Source organism: Enterobacter sp. 168J2 (genome assembly GCF_034107265.1).
In the GTDB taxonomy this organism is placed as follows: domain Bacteria; phylum Pseudomonadota; class Gammaproteobacteria; order Enterobacterales; family Enterobacteriaceae; genus Enterobacter; species Enterobacter nematophilus.
Genome location: NZ_JAWNEB010000001.1, coordinates 131,297 through 146,102, shown reverse-complemented (window position 1 = coordinate 146,102; position 14,806 = coordinate 131,297). Strand labels below are relative to the sequence as shown.

General features: G+C 57.0%; 14 protein-coding genes. 4 read left to right on the top strand and 10 right to left on the bottom strand.

Annotation, left to right across the window (positions count from 1 at the left end; genetic code table 11):
* Positions 1-10 precede the first annotated feature (10 nt).
* From sdhA to sdhC, 3 genes are read right to left on the bottom strand one after another with little or no spacing between them, the layout of a single operon-like run.
* Entirely contained in the window at positions 11-1,777 is a 1,767-nt protein-coding gene (gene sdhA, locus USG84_RS00705; protein WP_059355294.1) for a succinate dehydrogenase flavoprotein subunit, read from the bottom strand.
* The gene (gene sdhD, locus USG84_RS00700) at positions 1,777-2,124 is read right to left on the bottom strand and encodes a succinate dehydrogenase membrane anchor subunit (RefSeq protein ID WP_008501088.1); all 348 of its coding nucleotides are present in this window, start codon (positions 2,122-2,124) and stop codon (positions 1,777-1,779) included. The genes sdhA and sdhD overlap by 1 nt, the downstream gene beginning before the upstream one ends.
* A complete protein-coding gene (sdhC, locus tag USG84_RS00695) occupies positions 2,118-2,522 on the bottom strand; it encodes a succinate dehydrogenase cytochrome b556 subunit (protein ID WP_026080740.1) in 405 nt (134 codons plus the stop codon). The genes sdhD and sdhC overlap by 7 nt, the downstream gene beginning before the upstream one ends.
* 638 nt (positions 2,523-3,160) lie before the next feature.
* Here sdhC and USG84_RS00690 point away from each other — a divergent pair.
* Positions 3,161-4,444: a citrate synthase gene (locus USG84_RS00690; RefSeq protein WP_047347070.1), complete on the top strand. Its 1,284-nt coding sequence runs from the start codon at positions 3,161-3,163 to the stop codon at positions 4,442-4,444.
* A 100-nt stretch (positions 4,445-4,544) separates the two neighbouring features.
* On the opposite strand, the gene nei is transcribed toward USG84_RS00690, so the two are convergent.
* From nei to USG84_RS00655, 7 genes are all read right to left on the bottom strand, one after another.
* Entirely contained in the window at positions 4,545-5,336 is a 792-nt protein-coding gene (nei, locus tag USG84_RS00685; protein WP_253541243.1) for an endonuclease VIII, read from the bottom strand.
* 18 nt (positions 5,337-5,354) lie between these two features.
* Positions 5,355-6,095: a 5-oxoprolinase subunit PxpA gene (gene pxpA / locus USG84_RS00680; RefSeq protein WP_253541241.1), complete on the bottom strand. Its 741-nt coding sequence runs from the start codon at positions 6,093-6,095 to the stop codon at positions 5,355-5,357.
* Positions 6,082-7,014 (bottom strand): 5-oxoprolinase subunit PxpC, encoded by a 933-nt coding sequence (gene pxpC, locus USG84_RS00675; RefSeq protein ID WP_253541239.1) that lies wholly within the window; start codon positions 7,012-7,014, stop codon positions 6,082-6,084. Before pxpC ends, pxpA begins: the two co-directional genes overlap by 14 nt.
* The gene (gene pxpB / locus USG84_RS00670) at positions 7,008-7,664 is read right to left on the bottom strand and encodes a 5-oxoprolinase subunit PxpB (RefSeq protein ID WP_151412743.1); all 657 of its coding nucleotides are present in this window, start codon (positions 7,662-7,664) and stop codon (positions 7,008-7,010) included. The genes pxpC and pxpB overlap by 7 nt, the downstream gene beginning before the upstream one ends.
* A gap of 14 nt (positions 7,665-7,678) precedes the next feature.
* Positions 7,679-8,422: a type 2 GTP cyclohydrolase I gene (locus tag USG84_RS00665; protein WP_253543474.1), complete on the bottom strand. Its 744-nt coding sequence runs from the start codon at positions 8,420-8,422 to the stop codon at positions 7,679-7,681.
* 10 nt (positions 8,423-8,432) lie between these two features.
* Positions 8,433-9,845, bottom strand: a complete 1,413-nt coding sequence (gene phrB, locus USG84_RS00660) for a deoxyribodipyrimidine photo-lyase (protein WP_151412742.1) — start codon at positions 9,843-9,845, stop codon at positions 8,433-8,435.
* A 599-nt stretch (positions 9,846-10,444) separates the two neighbouring features.
* Positions 10,445-10,651: a YbfA family protein gene (locus USG84_RS00655; protein WP_061098857.1), complete on the bottom strand. Its 207-nt coding sequence runs from the start codon at positions 10,649-10,651 to the stop codon at positions 10,445-10,447.
* A 308-nt stretch (positions 10,652-10,959) separates the two neighbouring features.
* Between USG84_RS00655 and kdpF the strand changes: the two genes are divergently transcribed.
* Genes kdpF through kdpB form a run of 3 tightly spaced genes read left to right on the top strand, consistent with a single transcriptional unit; the run spans position 10,960 to position 14,795 of the window.
* Positions 10,960-11,049: a K(+)-transporting ATPase subunit F gene (gene kdpF, locus USG84_RS00650; protein WP_014069365.1), complete on the top strand. Its 90-nt coding sequence runs from the start codon at positions 10,960-10,962 to the stop codon at positions 11,047-11,049.
* The gene (gene kdpA, locus USG84_RS00645) at positions 11,049-12,728 is read left to right on the top strand and encodes a potassium-transporting ATPase subunit KdpA (protein ID WP_253541235.1); all 1,680 of its coding nucleotides are present in this window, start codon (positions 11,049-11,051) and stop codon (positions 12,726-12,728) included. Before kdpF ends, kdpA begins: the two co-directional genes overlap by 1 nt.
* 18 nt (positions 12,729-12,746) lie before the next feature.
* On the top strand, positions 12,747-14,795 hold the full coding sequence (gene kdpB, locus USG84_RS00640) for a potassium-transporting ATPase subunit KdpB (RefSeq protein ID WP_253541233.1): 2,049 nt from the start codon (positions 12,747-12,749) through the stop codon (positions 14,793-14,795).
* Positions 14,796-14,806 lie beyond the last annotated feature (11 nt).

Below are 14,806 nucleotides of genomic sequence, written 5' to 3'. Positions count from 1 at the left end.
TGTCTCCGCATTAGTAAGTACGAATCTTCGGCGGGAACGCCGGACGCAGTTTCGGTTCCATGTTGACGTTACGACGCGTCATGGTTTCCGACTCTGGCAGATACAGGGAATGGCACAGCCAGTTTTCATCGTCACGCTCCGGGAAGTCGAAGCGGCTATGCGCGCCACGGCTTTCGGTACGGAAGTTTGCCGACATCGCGGTCGCGAAGGCGGTTTCCATCAGGTTATCCAGCTCCAGGCACTCAACGCGCTGAGTGTTGAACTCGCTGGAGGTATCGTCCAGACGGGCATTTTTCAGACGCTCGCGGATCGCCTTCAGCTGCTCAAGCCCTTTGGCCATCGCGTCGCCTTCGCGGAATACCGAGAAGTTGTGCTGCATGCACTCCTGCAGCGCCTTACGGATTTCCACCGGATCTTCGCCGTTACGGTTACCGTTCCAGCGGTTGAGGCGCTCAAGAGAGGCATCAATTTCGTCGTCGGTGGCGTCACGCAGCGCGCCCTGCTCGGCAATGGATTCCTGCAGGTGCAGACCCACCGCGCGACCAAACACCACCAGGTCCAGCAGGGAGTTGCCGCCCAGACGGTTGGCGCCGTGTACGGATACGCAGGCAATTTCGCCTACCGCGAACAGGCCAGGGATAACCACGTCTTCGCCCTGCTCGTTCACGGTCAGCGCCTGACCGGTTACTTTGGTCGGAATACCGCCCATCATGTAGTGGCAGGTTGGGATAACCGGAATCGGCTCTTTCACCGGGTCGACGTGGGCGAAGGTGCGGGACAGCTCCAGAATGCCCGGCAGACGGGATTCCAGCACCTCTTTACCCAGATGGTCGAGCTTCAGCTTCGCGTGTGGACCCCATGGGCCGTCGCAGCCGCGGCCTTCACGGATTTCGATCATGATAGAACGCGCCACCACGTCACGACCCGCCAGGTCTTTCGCATTCGGGGCATAACGCTCCATGAAGCGCTCGCCGTGTTTGTTCAGCAGGTAGCCACCTTCACCGCGGCAGCCTTCCGTCACCAGAACGCCCGCACCGGCGATACCGGTTGGGTGGAACTGCCACATCTCCATATCCTGCACCGGCACGCCGGCGCGGATAGCCATACCGACGCCGTCACCGGTGTTGATGTGGGCGTTGGTGGTGGACTGGTAAATACGGCCTGCGCCGCCGGTCGCCAGCACGGTCGCGCGGGCTTTGAAGTAAACCACTTCACCGGTTTCGATGCACAGTGCGGTACAGCCAACGATCGCGCCATCGGCGTTTTTCACCAGATCCAGCGCATACCACTCGGAGAAGATGGTGGTGTGGTTTTTCAGGTTCTGCTGATACAGGGTGTGGAGCAGCGCATGACCGGTACGGTCAGCCGCCGCCGCGGTACGTGCCGCCTGCTCGCCGCCGAAGTTTTTCGACTGGCCGCCAAACGGACGCTGATAGATGGTGCCATTTTCCAGACGGGAGAACGGCAGACCCATATGGTCCAGCTCCAGAATCGCTTCCGGGCCGGTTTTACACATATATTCGATGGCGTCCTGGTCGCCGATGTAGTCGGAACCTTTTACCGTATCGTACATGTGCCATTCCCAGTTATCTTCGTGGGAGTTACCCAGCGCAACGGTAATACCGCCCTGCGCAGATACGGTGTGGGAACGGGTCGGGAACACTTTAGAGAGCAGCGCACAGGTCTGGCCGCTCTGGGAAATTTGCAGTGCGGCGCGCATACCTGCGCCACCCGCACCAATCACAACAGCATCAAATTCTCTGACTGGCAGTTTCATTACACACCCCACACCACAACAAATCCATAAATGACGTAAACCACCAGCGCAACAACAATAGCAAGCTGTAGCGGCAGGCGAATCGCCAGCGGTTTAACGTAATCGGTCAACACCTGCCACATGCCGATCCAGGCATGAATAAGGATGGAGAACAGCGCCAGCAGGGTGAACACTTTGGTGAAGGCCGATCCGAAGAAACCACTCCAGATTTCCCACGTCAGCGTGCCGCTGGTCGCGAAGAAACCGATCATGTAGATGATGTAAAGGGTGAGGACGATCGCGGTAGCGCGGACCAGAATGAAGTCATGTACGCCGTTGCGTCCTAATGCGGAGGCGTTGCTTACCATACGAGAACTCCTGCGAGAAGTGAAAGCACGACAGTGATCACAAATGAAATGTTAGCGGTACGTTTCCCGGCCTCGAACGTCTCTTCCAGATAGCCAAAGTCCATCAGCATATGGCGAACGCCGCCAACGACGTGATAGGCCAGCGCGGTGAGAATGCCCCACATGATAAATTTCACGAAGAAGCTGTTCATGATGGCAGAGGCCTGGAGGAAACCTTCAGGGGAAGAGAGGCTGGTGCCCAGTAACCACAGCAAAATACCGACCGCCACAAACGTAATCACACCAGAAACACGGTGCAGAATGGACGCTATTGCTGTTACGGGGAACCGGATCGTTTTGAGATCCAGATTGACAGGTCTTTGTTTTTTCACATTTCTTATCATGAATAACGCCCACATGCTGTTCTTATTGTTTCCTTCCTCCGGACTGCGATGCGGGTCAAGCAGCGTTCCTTTTCTATAACTGCGCGTCATGCAAAACATTGCTTCCAGATGCTAAAACGACACGTTACAACGCTGGGTGGCTCGGGATTGCAGGGTGTTCCGGAGACCTGGCGGCAGTATAGGCCGTTCACAAAATCATTACAATTAACCTACATACAGTTTGTTGGGTTTTCTCTGGAACAGTGATCAGGGTCACGATAACAACATCTTTTTAATTTTTAATCATCTGATTTGACAAATGTTAAACAATATTGTTACAAACGTCATCAGAAAAGGCATATAATGCGCAAAAGTTATGAGGTCTCTCTTTCACCTGACAAATAGTTATGTAACAGTGTGATGGTATTGACCGAAGTTATCAGGACAGTTATTAGTGATATACAGGTTTGAATAATTCGGACTGCAAAAACGCTGATTTGCTGTTGTTTCACTGATATTTCATTCGTTTACCTGCAAGGCGCCATAGCTCTGTACCCTGGTTACTCCTCGTGAGCTGAGCGGTAAGCCAAATAACAATCTGGTAACGGTGATTAACAGCTGAATGCAAATCCGGTAAAAGCAGTCTTAAGCATAAGGCGCTAAGGAGACCGTAAATGGCTGATACAAAGGCAAAACTCACCCTAAATGGTGATGATGCTATTGAACTGGATGTGCTAAAAGGCACGCTCGGTCAGGATGTTATTGATATCCGTACGCTGGGTTCCAAAGGGGTATTTACCTTTGACCCTGGATTTACCTCTACCGCATCTTGCGAATCCAAAATCACCTATATTGACGGTGACGAAGGTATCCTGCTCCATCGCGGCTTCCCCATCGATCAGTTAGCCACCGAATCCAACTATCTGGAAGTGTGCTACATCCTGCTGAACGGCGAAAAGCCGACCCAGGCGCAGTACGATGAATTCAAAACCACCGTAACCCGTCATACCATGATCCATGAGCAGATTACCCGTCTGTTCCATGCGTTCCGTCGTGACTCTCACCCGATGGCGGTGATGTGCGGGATTACCGGTGCGCTGGCGGCGTTCTACCACGACTCCCTTGACGTGAATAACCCGCGTCACCGTGATATCGCGGCGTTCCGCCTGCTGTCCAAAATGCCGACCATGGCGGCGATGTGCTACAAATACTCCATCGGCCAGCCGTTTGTGTACCCACGTAACGACCTCTCCTACGCCGGTAACTTCCTGCGCATGATGTTCTCCACGCCGTGCGAAGAGTACGAAGTGAACCCGGTGCTGGAACGCGCGATGGACCGCATTCTGATCCTGCACGCTGACCACGAACAGAACGCCTCTACCTCGACCGTCCGTACCGCGGGCTCTTCAGGCGCGAACCCGTTCGCCTGTATCGCTGCGGGCATCGCCTCCCTGTGGGGACCGGCGCACGGCGGCGCGAACGAAGCGGCGCTGAAGATGCTGGAAGAGATCAGCACCGTTGAGCACATTCCTGAATTCGTGCGTCGCGCGAAAGACAAGAATGACTCCTTCCGCCTGATGGGCTTCGGTCACCGTGTCTACAAAAACTATGACCCGCGCGCCACCGTTATGCGTGAGACCTGCCACGAAGTGCTGAAAGAGCTGGGTACCAAAGATGACCTGCTGGAAGTGGCGATGGAGCTGGAACACATCGCGCTGAACGACCCGTACTTCATCGAGAAGAAACTCTACCCGAACGTCGATTTCTACTCTGGCATTATTCTGAAAGCGATGGGTATTCCATCCTCCATGTTCACCGTGATCTTCGCCATGGCGCGTACCGTGGGCTGGATTGCGCACTGGAACGAAATGCACAGCGAAGGCATGAAAATCGCCCGTCCTCGTCAGCTGTACACCGGCTACGAGCAGCGTGATTTTAAGTCTGACATTAAGCGCTAACAGAAGTTGGGTGCGGCCTGATGCCCTCATCCCGGCCCTCTCCCTGTGGGAGAGGGTGAAAACATTAAAAACGGTAACCTCTGGGTTACCGTTTTTTGTTTTATTTCTGGCAGTGCGGGCACCAGTAAAAGGGTCTTGAGGAGAGCATCATCCTGTCGATAATCCCGCCGCACCGCTCGCACTTTTTCCCCGCCCGATGGAACACCTTGAACCGAAACAGCGCCCCGTGATGTTTATTCTCATCCACCAGGCCGCGCGTGTTGTACGACAGCCGCGGAATATCCAGCAGCGCCTGAGACAGCGCGTCCAGCTGTTCATCGCTCAGCTGAGAGGCCTTATGCTGCGGCGCCAGCCCCACTTCCCAAAGGATTTCCACCCGCAGATAGTTGCCTAATCCCGCCAGAAAAGCCTGATCGAGCAACAATCCGGAAAACTGCCGGTTACGGAATTTGGGGGATAACAGACGGGCTTTGACCTCGCTCGCCGTCAGGCGTATGTCCAGCACGTCCGGCCCGACGCGCTGAAGAAACGGATGCGTGAGCAACTGCTCCGGCGTTAACATTTCGATATCAGACGCGCTGTACAGCAGGATCGCCTTATCCGCCGTTTGCAGCCTGACGCGAAGCACGCGGGTGGTTTGCGGCTGTTCACCCGACTCCACCACGCGCCAGACGCCGTAAAGCTGGTTATGGCTATATAACGTCAGGTTATGGGAAAAGTGCGTGAGCAACGCTTTGCCCCGCGTTTCAATGTGGGTCACCGTCTGTCCCACCAGCTGTGATTCAAACGGCTTAAGCTGAGGAAAGGCAAACCAGACATCCGTCAGGGGTTTGCCCTTTATCGCCGCCTCCAGGCTATCCGCCGCGCGGCGGATCTCCGGACCTTCTGGCATGTTATTATCCTTTCATGTTTAATCTGCGCTGACGAGAATGCCCTCTTCAGAGAACGCCGCACGCATGCGGCGCGCGAACTGGAGCGCATGCTCGCCGTCGCCGTGTAAGCACACCGTTTCGGCCTGAACGTTTGCGAATGTTCCATCCACGGCGGTCACCCGCCCGAAGCGCACCATCTCCAGCGTCTGCGCCAGCGCTTCGCCTTCATCAGTAATCAGCGCCCCGGCCTGCGTGCGCGGAACCAGGCTGCCGTCCGGCAGGTATCCCCGATCGGCAAAGACTTCCTGCCGCGTCGTCAGCCCCAGCCGCTCTCCGGCGCGAATAAGCTCGCTGCCCGCCAGGCCCACCAAAATCAGCTGCGGATTGCAGTCCCGCACCGCGCGGGCAATGGCCTCCGCCAGCGCAGCATCTTTCGCCGCCTGATTGTAGAGCATGCCGTGCGGCTTCACGTGTCGCAGCGCGCCATTCTCAGCGCGCGCTATCGCCTCCAGCGCGCCAATCTGGTAGAGCACCTGGGCGTAGACCGTCTCAGGGGGCAGATCCATCGCCGTACGGCCAAAGTTTTCCCGGTCGGGGAAGCTCGGATGAGCGCCTATCGCGACGCCATTTCTAATGGCATTACGCACGCTCTCTAGCATGGTTTGCGCATCGCCCGCGTGAAAGCCGCAGGCGATATTGACCGAGGAGACCAGGGTCATCAGTTCCGCATCGGCGCTGCTGCCCTCACCCAGATCGGCGTTTAAATCAATCTTTACCATCAAGCCTCCACTCCAGCTGTTCGAGATAACGCTGCTGATCCTGCCGCGCCTTTAGCGCCTCCTCCAGCGAACACTGCACGAAATGAATCGGCTGGCCGAGAGGAATTTGCGCCAGATGGTAGCGATCCGCGTCGATAATGCAGGCAATGCGCGGATAACCGCCAGTGGTTTGCGCGTCGTTCATCAGCACGATGGGCTGCCCGTTGCCCGGCACCTGAATCACGCCCGGCAGCAGGCCATGGGAAAGGAGCTCCCGGTCCGTCGTGCGGGTCAGCGGCTGCCCCTGCAAACGGTAGCCCATGCGGTTACTCTGCGGGCTGATCTTCCACGGCGCGCGCCAGAAAGACTCTTTAGAGGCCTCATCAAACTCCTGATATTCCGGTCCCGGCAGGGCGCGGATCACGTTCCCCCACAGCAGCTGTTTTACGCCCTGCGTGGTGGAGAAATGGCGCGCTGACGGCTTAATCGCCAGGCGGTCCCCGTCGCGCAGCAGGCGCCCTTCATGACCGCCGATGCCCGCTTTTTGATCGGTACTGGATGAACCCAATACCTCCGGCACGTCGATGCCCCCGGCCACCGCAAGGTAGCTACGCACACCGTGCAGAGGGCGCTTCAGGGTCAGACGCTGCCCGGCCTTCGCCCGAAGGCGCCAGCCGGTCCACACCGCTTTGCCGTCCAGCGTCGCGTCGCAGCCCGCGCCGGTTAAGGCGAACCAGGTCTCCTGACCAAACTCAATCACACACTGACCCAGCGTAATTTCTAGCGCCGCCGTGCTGCCCGGGTTGCCAACCAGCAGGTTAGCAATCTCAAGAGATGGACGATCAAGCGCGCCGCAGTAGCTCACGCCGGACTGACGCATACCAAAGCGTCCGGCGTCCTGAACAGAGGTATAAAGCCCCGCGCGAATAAGCGTTAACATACCCCCTCCTTCTGCGGGATAAAGCGCAGGGTATCACCCGGACGCAGGAGGATCGGCGCCTCCTGCCCCGGTTCAAATAGCGGCATAGAGGTGTGCCCGATAAGCTGCCAGCCGCCCGGTGAGGTAAGCGGATAAATGCCGGTTTGTTCACCGCCAATCGCCACCGTTCCCGCGGGAACGCTCAGGCGCGGTTCGGCCCGACGCGGGGTATGCAGCCGGGGAGATAGTCCGCCCAGATACGGAAAGCCCGGCTGAAAACCCAGAAACCAGACGACGTATTCCACCGAGGTGTGCAGCTCAACAACCTGCTTTTCCGTGAGCCCACAGTGTTCGGCTACCACGCCCAGATCGGGGCCGGCCTTACCGCCATAGACGACCGGGATCTCAATCGTCCTCGATTCCGGCTCCAGCGCTTCGCTCTCCTCCCACCAGCGTTGCAGGCGCTCAATCGCATCCAGCGCCCCCGTGTGCGGGTTACGCAACACCACGGTGATATTATTCATACCCGGAATGGCCTCAACCACGCCCGGCATATCGGGCAGACGCTGTGCCAGCCGCCAGATTCGCTTCTGCGTGGCGAGCGTAACCGGCGGTTCAAGTTCCAGTACCACTGCGCTTTCACCCAAAAGATAACAACGCGCTCTCTGCACTCGGGCACCTCTCATCAGGCCGGATTAGGGATATCAATAAAGGTCACATCCAGATCGGTATTTTCCGTCAGCCACTCGCTGAGGGCGCGAATACCGCCGCGCTCGGTAGCGTGGTGGCCTGCCGCGTAAAAATGCAGCCCCTGCTCGCGGGCAGAGTGAACCGTCTGCTCAGAGACTTCGCCGGTAATAAAGGCATCAACGCCAAAGCGCGCGGCGCTGTCGATAAAGCCCTGACCGCCGCCGGTACACCACGCAACGCGCTTCACGGTATCCGGCCCGGTATCGCCGCACCACAGCGGACGACGTCCCAGGCGCGCCTCGATCCACGAGGCCAGTTCCAGCCCCGGTACCGGCATCGACAGTTCGCCCCACGGTACCAGCGGCTCGATTTCGCCCATCACGGTAATCCCCAACAGCTGCGCCAGCTGGACGTTATTTCCCAGTTCAGGATGTGCATCCAGCGGCAGGTGGTAACCGTACAGGTTGATGTCATTCGCCAGCAGCGTTTTGAGGCGGTTGCGCTTCATGCCGCGGATAATCGGCGATTCGTTTTTCCAGAAGTAGCCGTGATGGACAATCACCGCATCGGCTTCCTGACGCACCGCCTCATCCAGCAGAGCCTGGCTTGCCGTCACGCCGGTGATGATTTTCTGCACCGTTTCGCGCCCTTCGACCTGCAGGCCATTCGGGCCGTAGTCGCTGAAGGAGGCGGTATTAAGTTTTTCGTTAATCAGGCGTTCCAGTTCACTGTTTTTCATCATCATTCTCTCAAACTTTTCGTGCGGCCTCGTACGCCGCCAGCGTGGCGACGCGCGCCTGTTTATGGTCAACAATCGGGCGGGGATAATCGAGCTTTACGCCCTGTTTATCCGCCCATGCCCACGGGTCGTGGATCGCTTTTTCAGGAACGTTCCTGAGCGCGGGCAACCAGCGGCGAATAAAGTCGCCGTTGGCATCAAATTTTTGCCCCTGAGTGGTCGGATTAAAAATCCTGAAATAGGGAGCTGCATCGGTGCCGGTAGAGGCCGCCCACTGCCAGCCACCGTTATTCGCAGCCAGATCGCCATCGATCAGCTGAGAAATAAAATAGCGCTCCCCGATTCGCCAGTCGATAAGCAGATCTTTCACCAGGAAGCTCGCGGTAATCATTCTCAGACGATTGTGCATCCACCCGGTTTCATTCAGCTGGCGCATAGCGGCATCAACAATCGGATAGCCCGTCTCCCCTTTTTGCCAGGCCTGTAAAAGCGCCTCATCGTGCTGCCATTTTAGGTTATCGGTCCAGGGAATAAACGGACGATGCTTACAGAGATCGGGATGATACGTCATCAGATGGCGATAGAATTCGCGCCAGATAAGTTCGTTCAGCCACACCGAGCCCGCCCCACCGTCCAGCGCCTGCGGCTGTTCGGCGAGAAGACGATGCAAACACTGGCGGGGAGAGAGCACGCCCAGCGCCAGGCATGCCGATAGCCTGCTTGTCCCTTCAATTGCCGGGAAATCCCTGCGCGCGTCGTACTCTCCCGCGCCCTGCTTGCAAAACTGGCGCAGCTTCGCAATAGCGGCCTTCTCACTGGCAGGGAACAGAAGTTCATCAAATGCCCGTTGGGGATAGTTAAACGTTAATTCGGGGAGATCGGTTATCGCCTCTCCTCTGGCTGCGGGCGCGGGTACGCACTCCGGCAGCGCCTCTTTCAGGCGCTTAACAAAAGCATTTTTAAACGGCGTAAACACTTTATACATTTCGTGACCGCCGGTCATCACGCTGCCCGGAGCCAGCATCACGCTGTCATCAAATCCCTCACAAACCACCTCTCCCAGCATTTTCTCCAGCTGGCGGTCCCGCTGCTGTTCGTTAAGTTCGTACTGGTAGTTATAAAAAAGATGCGTGACGCCGTTCTGCTGGCATATCTCCTGCAGCATATGAAGCTGCGCGGTAAAATCGCTGACCTCTTTGTAGATCAGCGGAATACCTTTCTCGGCAAGCGCGCGCTGCAGTTCGTTCAGGTGTGATTTGAGGTAAGCCGCCTGCCGCGGAGCCATATCATGCTGCTGCCACTGTTCAGGCGTGGCGATAAACAGGGCCAGCACATTCGCGTCTTTTTCGCGGCAGGCTGCCGCGAGAGCGATGTTGTCATGTACGCGTAAATCCGCGCGAAACCAAACCAGATGGGTGGGCATAAAACTCCAGGCTATTGTCCATTATGTCCATAAGGGCATGCCGTAAAAGGAAAAAGCATGCATTGAACTACTTTGCCATGAAGTGTAGACGGGATGAAATAAAAAAGGCCGCCCGGGGCGGCCTTAACGCTACTTGTCCTGCGCTATCGTGGTAAATGTAATAAACACGGTTGGTTCATCACTTTTGACAACGAGTACGCTGGCGACAATGAACGCGATGCAAAAATAGCGTTTCATTATGCGGTCCCTGCTGCTAACCGCTCCACCGTTCACCACCGGTGATAAGTCGGTGGACACAAGCCCTGACGAGAGCCTGACTTACGGTTGTGGTGACGCCTTTCCCGGGACCGGTGCCCATGTGCGAGATGGCGGAAAGGGACGCTGCATAGTAGTTGCCCCTGGCGTAAAACGTAATCCACCGAAAAGGTTTTTAAGAATATATTTAGGGAGTTGCAGTTTGATTACTCAAGGATCCGAGATATTCTTGTAAGCCTCTGACGAGGGCTTGAAGACTACCCAACGGACCGCGAATCCCGAGGGACAAAAAAACCGCCATATTGCTATTGGCGGTTTTTTTATGGCTACGCGTCAGCGTTGTATCAATAGAAATCGCAGGTCGCTTTCTCGGCCTGATCCATCCACACCGGCTTGTCGCTGGTTTTCGCCCAGACGCGGTGCAGGTAGCTGTAAAAACGCGCACGATCTTTCCAGAACAGCATTACCGGCAGGGCCAGCACGCCAGCCACTACGGCGAAAGTGCGACGCATGAACACGATATGAGCCGGATACTCTTTATAAAGATCCATATTTTTCTCCCCTGTAGTTGGCCGGAAACCGTCTCCGGAAAATGTGAAATCTGTGACCTGGATAAAATAATATCGCTTTGCGTGTAATTTTACTACTCATCCGACCACTTATTTTCATTCATTTAGTGAATATTTACATTCACGCCGTAACTAAGTTACAAAAAAGTTAATGGTTTACTTATCAATAGTTAAATTGTGGTCTTTCCATTTTTATACTTTTTTTACACCCACCCTTCTGATTTTTGCGAAATCTTTGCGCCGTAAATCCTACCGTTAGCACAACAACAAAAGTCACCCGGAGGTGGATTGTGAGTGCAGGTCTTATTGCCGGCATCGTGCTGGTGTTCCTGTTATTGGGTTATCTGGTCTATGCCCTGATTAACGCGGAGGCATTCTGATGGCTGCTCAGGCGTTTTTGCTTATTGCCAGCTTCTTAGCGGTATTGTTCATTCTGGCAAGGCCGCTGGGAATGGGGCTGGCCAGGCTTATCAACAACGTCCCCCTGCCCGGCACGGGAAGCGTTGAAAAAGGGATCTGGCGCGTACTGGGAATCGACGATCGGGAGATGAGCTGGCGTGAATATCTGTTCGCCATTCTGCTGCTGAATATCGTTGGGCTTTTTGCACTTTTTGCCATGCTGATGCTGCAGGGTAGCCTGCCGCTGAATCCGCAGCAGTTACCGGGCCTGTCCTGGCACCTGGCGCTGAACACGGCAGTCAGTTTTGTCACCAATACCAACTGGCAGTCCTATGCCGGTGAAACCACGCTGAGCTATTTCAGCCAGATGGCTGGATTAACCGTGCAGAACTTCCTCTCTGCCGCCAGCGGTATCGCGGTGATTTTCGCGCTGACGCGCGCGTTTGCGCGTCAGAAAATCAGTACCCTGGGTAACGCCTGGGTGGATTTAACGCGCATTACGCTGTGGATCCTGCTGCCGATTGCGCTGCTGATCGCGCTGTTCTTTATTCAGCAGGGCGCCCTGCAAAACCTGCTGCCTTACGCGCCGTATACTTCGCTTGAAGGAGCAAAACAGATCCTGCCAATGGGGCCAGTGGCGTCGCAGGAAGCCATCAAGATGCTCGGGACCAACGGCGGTGGCTTCTTCAACGCCAACTCGTCGCATCCGTTTGAAAACCCTACCGCCCTGACCAATTTTGTGCAGATGCTGGCGATCTTCCTGATCCCCGCCGCGCTCTGCTTCGCCTTTGGTGATGTGGTCAACGATCGCCGTCAGGGGCGCACCCTGCTCTGGACCATGTCGCTGATCTTCGTGGTCTGCGTGGCGCTGGTGATGTGGGCGGAATGGAGCGGTAACAGCCATTTCTTGCCGCTTGGGGCGAACAGCAATATCAACATGGAAGGTAAAGAGAGCCGCTTCGGCATTCTCGCCAGCAGCCTTTATGCAGTCGTCACCACAGCTGCCTCGTGCGGGGCGGTGAACGCCATGCATGACTCTTTCACCGCGCTGGGCGGCATGATCCCGATGTGGCTGATGCAGATCGGCGAGGTGGTGTTTGGCGGCGTGGGCTCGGGTCTTTACGGCATGCTGCTGTTCGTGCTGCTGGCGGTGTTTATTGCCGGCCTGATGATTGGCCGCACCCCGGAATACCTCGGTAAAAAAATCGACGTTCGCGAGATGAAGTTAACCGCGCTGGCGATTCTGGTCACCCCAGCCCTTGTGCTGCTCGGCACCGCGCTGGCGCTGATGACCGATGCCGGACGCAGCGGCATCTTTAACCCAGGCATTCACGGTTTTAGTGAAGTGCTGTATGCCGTTTCGTCTGCCGCCAACAACAACGGCAGCGCCTTTGCGGGCTTAAGCGCCAACTCCCCGTTCTGGAACTGCCTGCTGGCGTTCTGCATGTTTGTGGGTCGCTTCGGGGTGATTGTGCCGGTGATGGCGATTGCCGGATCGCTGGTGAATAAGAAAATTCAACCGACCACCACCGGGACTTTACCCACCCACGGCGCGCTGTTTATCGGCCTGCTGATGGGTACCGTTTTGCTGGTGGGTGCCCTGACCTTTATCCCCGCCCTCGCGTTAGGCCCGGTCGCGGAAACTCTCTCTTTACGCTGATTTTGCGGAGTATTTGTCATGAGTCGTAAACAACTGGCCCTGCTCGAACCGACGTTAGTTCGTCAGGCGCTTATGGATGCGGTCAAAAAGCTGAGCCCGCGCGTGCAGTGGTACAACCCGGTGATGTTTATCGTCTGGGCGGGCAGCGTCCTGACCACCGCCCTGGCGATTGCTATGGGGACGGGCCACATGCCGGGAAACGCGATGTTCACCGGGGCCATCAGCCTGTGGCTGTGGTTTACCGTGCTGTTCGCCAACTTTGCGGAAGCGCTGGCGGAAGGCCGGAGTAAAGCGCAGGCCAACAGCCTGAAAGGGGTGAAAAAAACGGCGTTTGCGCGGAAATTACGTGAACCGAAATACGGCGCGCAGATGGACCACGTTCCGGCGGATGAGCTGCGTAAAGGCGATGTGGTGCTGGTGGAAGCCGGCGACATCATCCCGTGCGACGGAGAAGTCATTGAAGGTGGCGCATCGGTAGACGAAAGCGCCATTACCGGGGAATCCGCGCCTGTGATCCGTGAATCCGGCGGCGATTTTGCCTCCGTAACGGGCGGGACGCGCATTCTTTCCGACTGGCTGGTGATCCAGTGCAGCGTCAACCCGGGCGAAACCTTCCTCGACCGGATGATCGCCATGGTGGAAGGCGCTCAGCGTCGTAAAACACCTAACGAAATTGCCCTGACCATTCTGCTGGTGGCCTTGACCATCGTCTTCCTGCTGGCAACCGCGACGCTGTGGCCATTTTCCGCCTATGGCGGCACGCCGGTCACCATCACCGTGCTGGTGGCGCTGCTGGTCTGCCTGATCCCCACCACCATCGGCGGCCTGCTGTCGGCCATCGGCGTGGCCGGCATGAGCCGTATGCTCGGTGCCAACGTTATCGCCACCAGCGGGCGCGCGGTTGAAGCCGCCGGTGACGTGGATGTCCTGCTGCTGGACAAAACCGGGACCATCACCCTCGGTAACCGCCAGGCGTCGGATTTCTTACCCGCCCCGGGCGTAGATGAAAAAACGCTGGCGGATGCCGCGCAGCTCTCCTCGCTTGCCGATGAAACCCCGGAAGGACGCAGTATCGTGATCCTCGCCAAGCAGCGCTTTAACCTGCGCCAGCGCGACGTTCAGAGCCTGCATGCCACCTTCGTGCCGTTTACGGCGCAAACCCGAATGAGCGGGATTAACATTCAGGATCGCATGATCCGTAAAGGCTCTGTGGACGCCATTCGTCGCCACATTGAGGCCAACAACGGCCACTTCCCGCCGGAGGTGGACAATCTGGTCGAAAGCGTGGCCCGTCAGGGGGCCACGCCGCTGGTGGTGGCAGAAGGCGCGAACGTGCTGGGCGTGATTGCCCTGAAGGATATCGTCAAAGGCGGCATCAAAGAGCGCTTTGCCCAGCTGCGTAAAATGGGCATTAAAACGGTGATGATCACCGGGGATAACCGCCTTACCGCCGCGGCGATTGCCGCCGAAGCGGGCGTGGATGATTTCCTTTCCGAAGCCACGCCGGAAGCGAAACTGGCGTTAATTCGTCAGTATCAGGCGGAAGGTCGTCTGGTGGCGATGACGGGCGACGGCACCAACGATGCCCCTGCCCTGGCGCAGGCCGACGTGGCGGTGGCGATGAACTCCGGCACCCAGGCGGCAAAAGAGGCGGGCAACATGGTCGACCTCGACTCCAACCCGACCAAGCTGATTGAGGTGGTGCACATCGGCAAGCAGATGCTGATGACGCGCGGTTCGCTGACCACGTTCAGTATCGCCAACGACGTGGCAAAATATTTCGCTATTATCCCGGCGGCCTTTGCGGCCACCTATCCGCAGCTCAATGCGCTGAACGTGATGCACCTGCACTCTCCGGCATCGGCCATTCTGAGCGCGGTGATCTTTAACGCCCTGATTATTGTCTTCCTGATCCCGCTGGCGCTGAAGGGGGTGAGCTATAAGCCGCTCACGGCGGCCGCCATGCTGCGCCGCAACCTGTGGATTTACGGCCTGGGCGGGCTGGTGGTGCCTTTCATCGGTATCAAAGCTATCGACCTGCTGTTGACCCTGTTCGGGCTGGTTTAAAAGGTGAATCA

Excerpts from the sequence above, each read along its gene's own strand:
- sdhA (WP_059355294.1), bottom strand. The coding sequence starts at position 1,777 with ATGAAACTGCCAGTCAGAGAATTTGATGCTGTTGTGATTGGTGCGGGT.
- sdhD (WP_008501088.1), bottom strand. The coding sequence starts at position 2,124 with ATGGTAAGCAACGCCTCCGCATTAGGACGCAACGGCGTACATGACTTC.
- sdhC (WP_026080740.1), bottom strand. The coding sequence starts at position 2,522 with ATGTGGGCGTTATTCATGATAAGAAATGTGAAAAAACAAAGACCTGTC.
- USG84_RS00690 (WP_047347070.1), top strand. The coding sequence starts at position 3,161 with ATGGCTGATACAAAGGCAAAACTCACCCTAAATGGTGATGATGCTATT.
- nei (WP_253541243.1), bottom strand. The coding sequence starts at position 5,336 with ATGCCAGAAGGTCCGGAGATCCGCCGCGCGGCGGATAGCCTGGAGGCG.
- pxpA (WP_253541241.1), bottom strand. The coding sequence starts at position 6,095 with ATGGTAAAGATTGATTTAAACGCCGATCTGGGTGAGGGCAGCAGCGCC.
- pxpC (WP_253541239.1), bottom strand. The coding sequence starts at position 7,014 with ATGTTAACGCTTATTCGCGCGGGGCTTTATACCTCTGTTCAGGACGCC.
- USG84_RS00665 (WP_253543474.1), bottom strand. The coding sequence starts at position 8,422 with ATGAAAAACAGTGAACTGGAACGCCTGATTAACGAAAAACTTAATACC.
- phrB (WP_151412742.1), bottom strand. The coding sequence starts at position 9,845 with ATGCCCACCCATCTGGTTTGGTTTCGCGCGGATTTACGCGTACATGAC.
- USG84_RS00655 (WP_061098857.1), bottom strand. The coding sequence starts at position 10,651 with ATGGATCTTTATAAAGAGTATCCGGCTCATATCGTGTTCATGCGTCGC.
- kdpA (WP_253541235.1), top strand. The coding sequence starts at position 11,049 with ATGGCTGCTCAGGCGTTTTTGCTTATTGCCAGCTTCTTAGCGGTATTG.
- kdpB (WP_253541233.1), top strand. The coding sequence starts at position 12,747 with ATGAGTCGTAAACAACTGGCCCTGCTCGAACCGACGTTAGTTCGTCAG.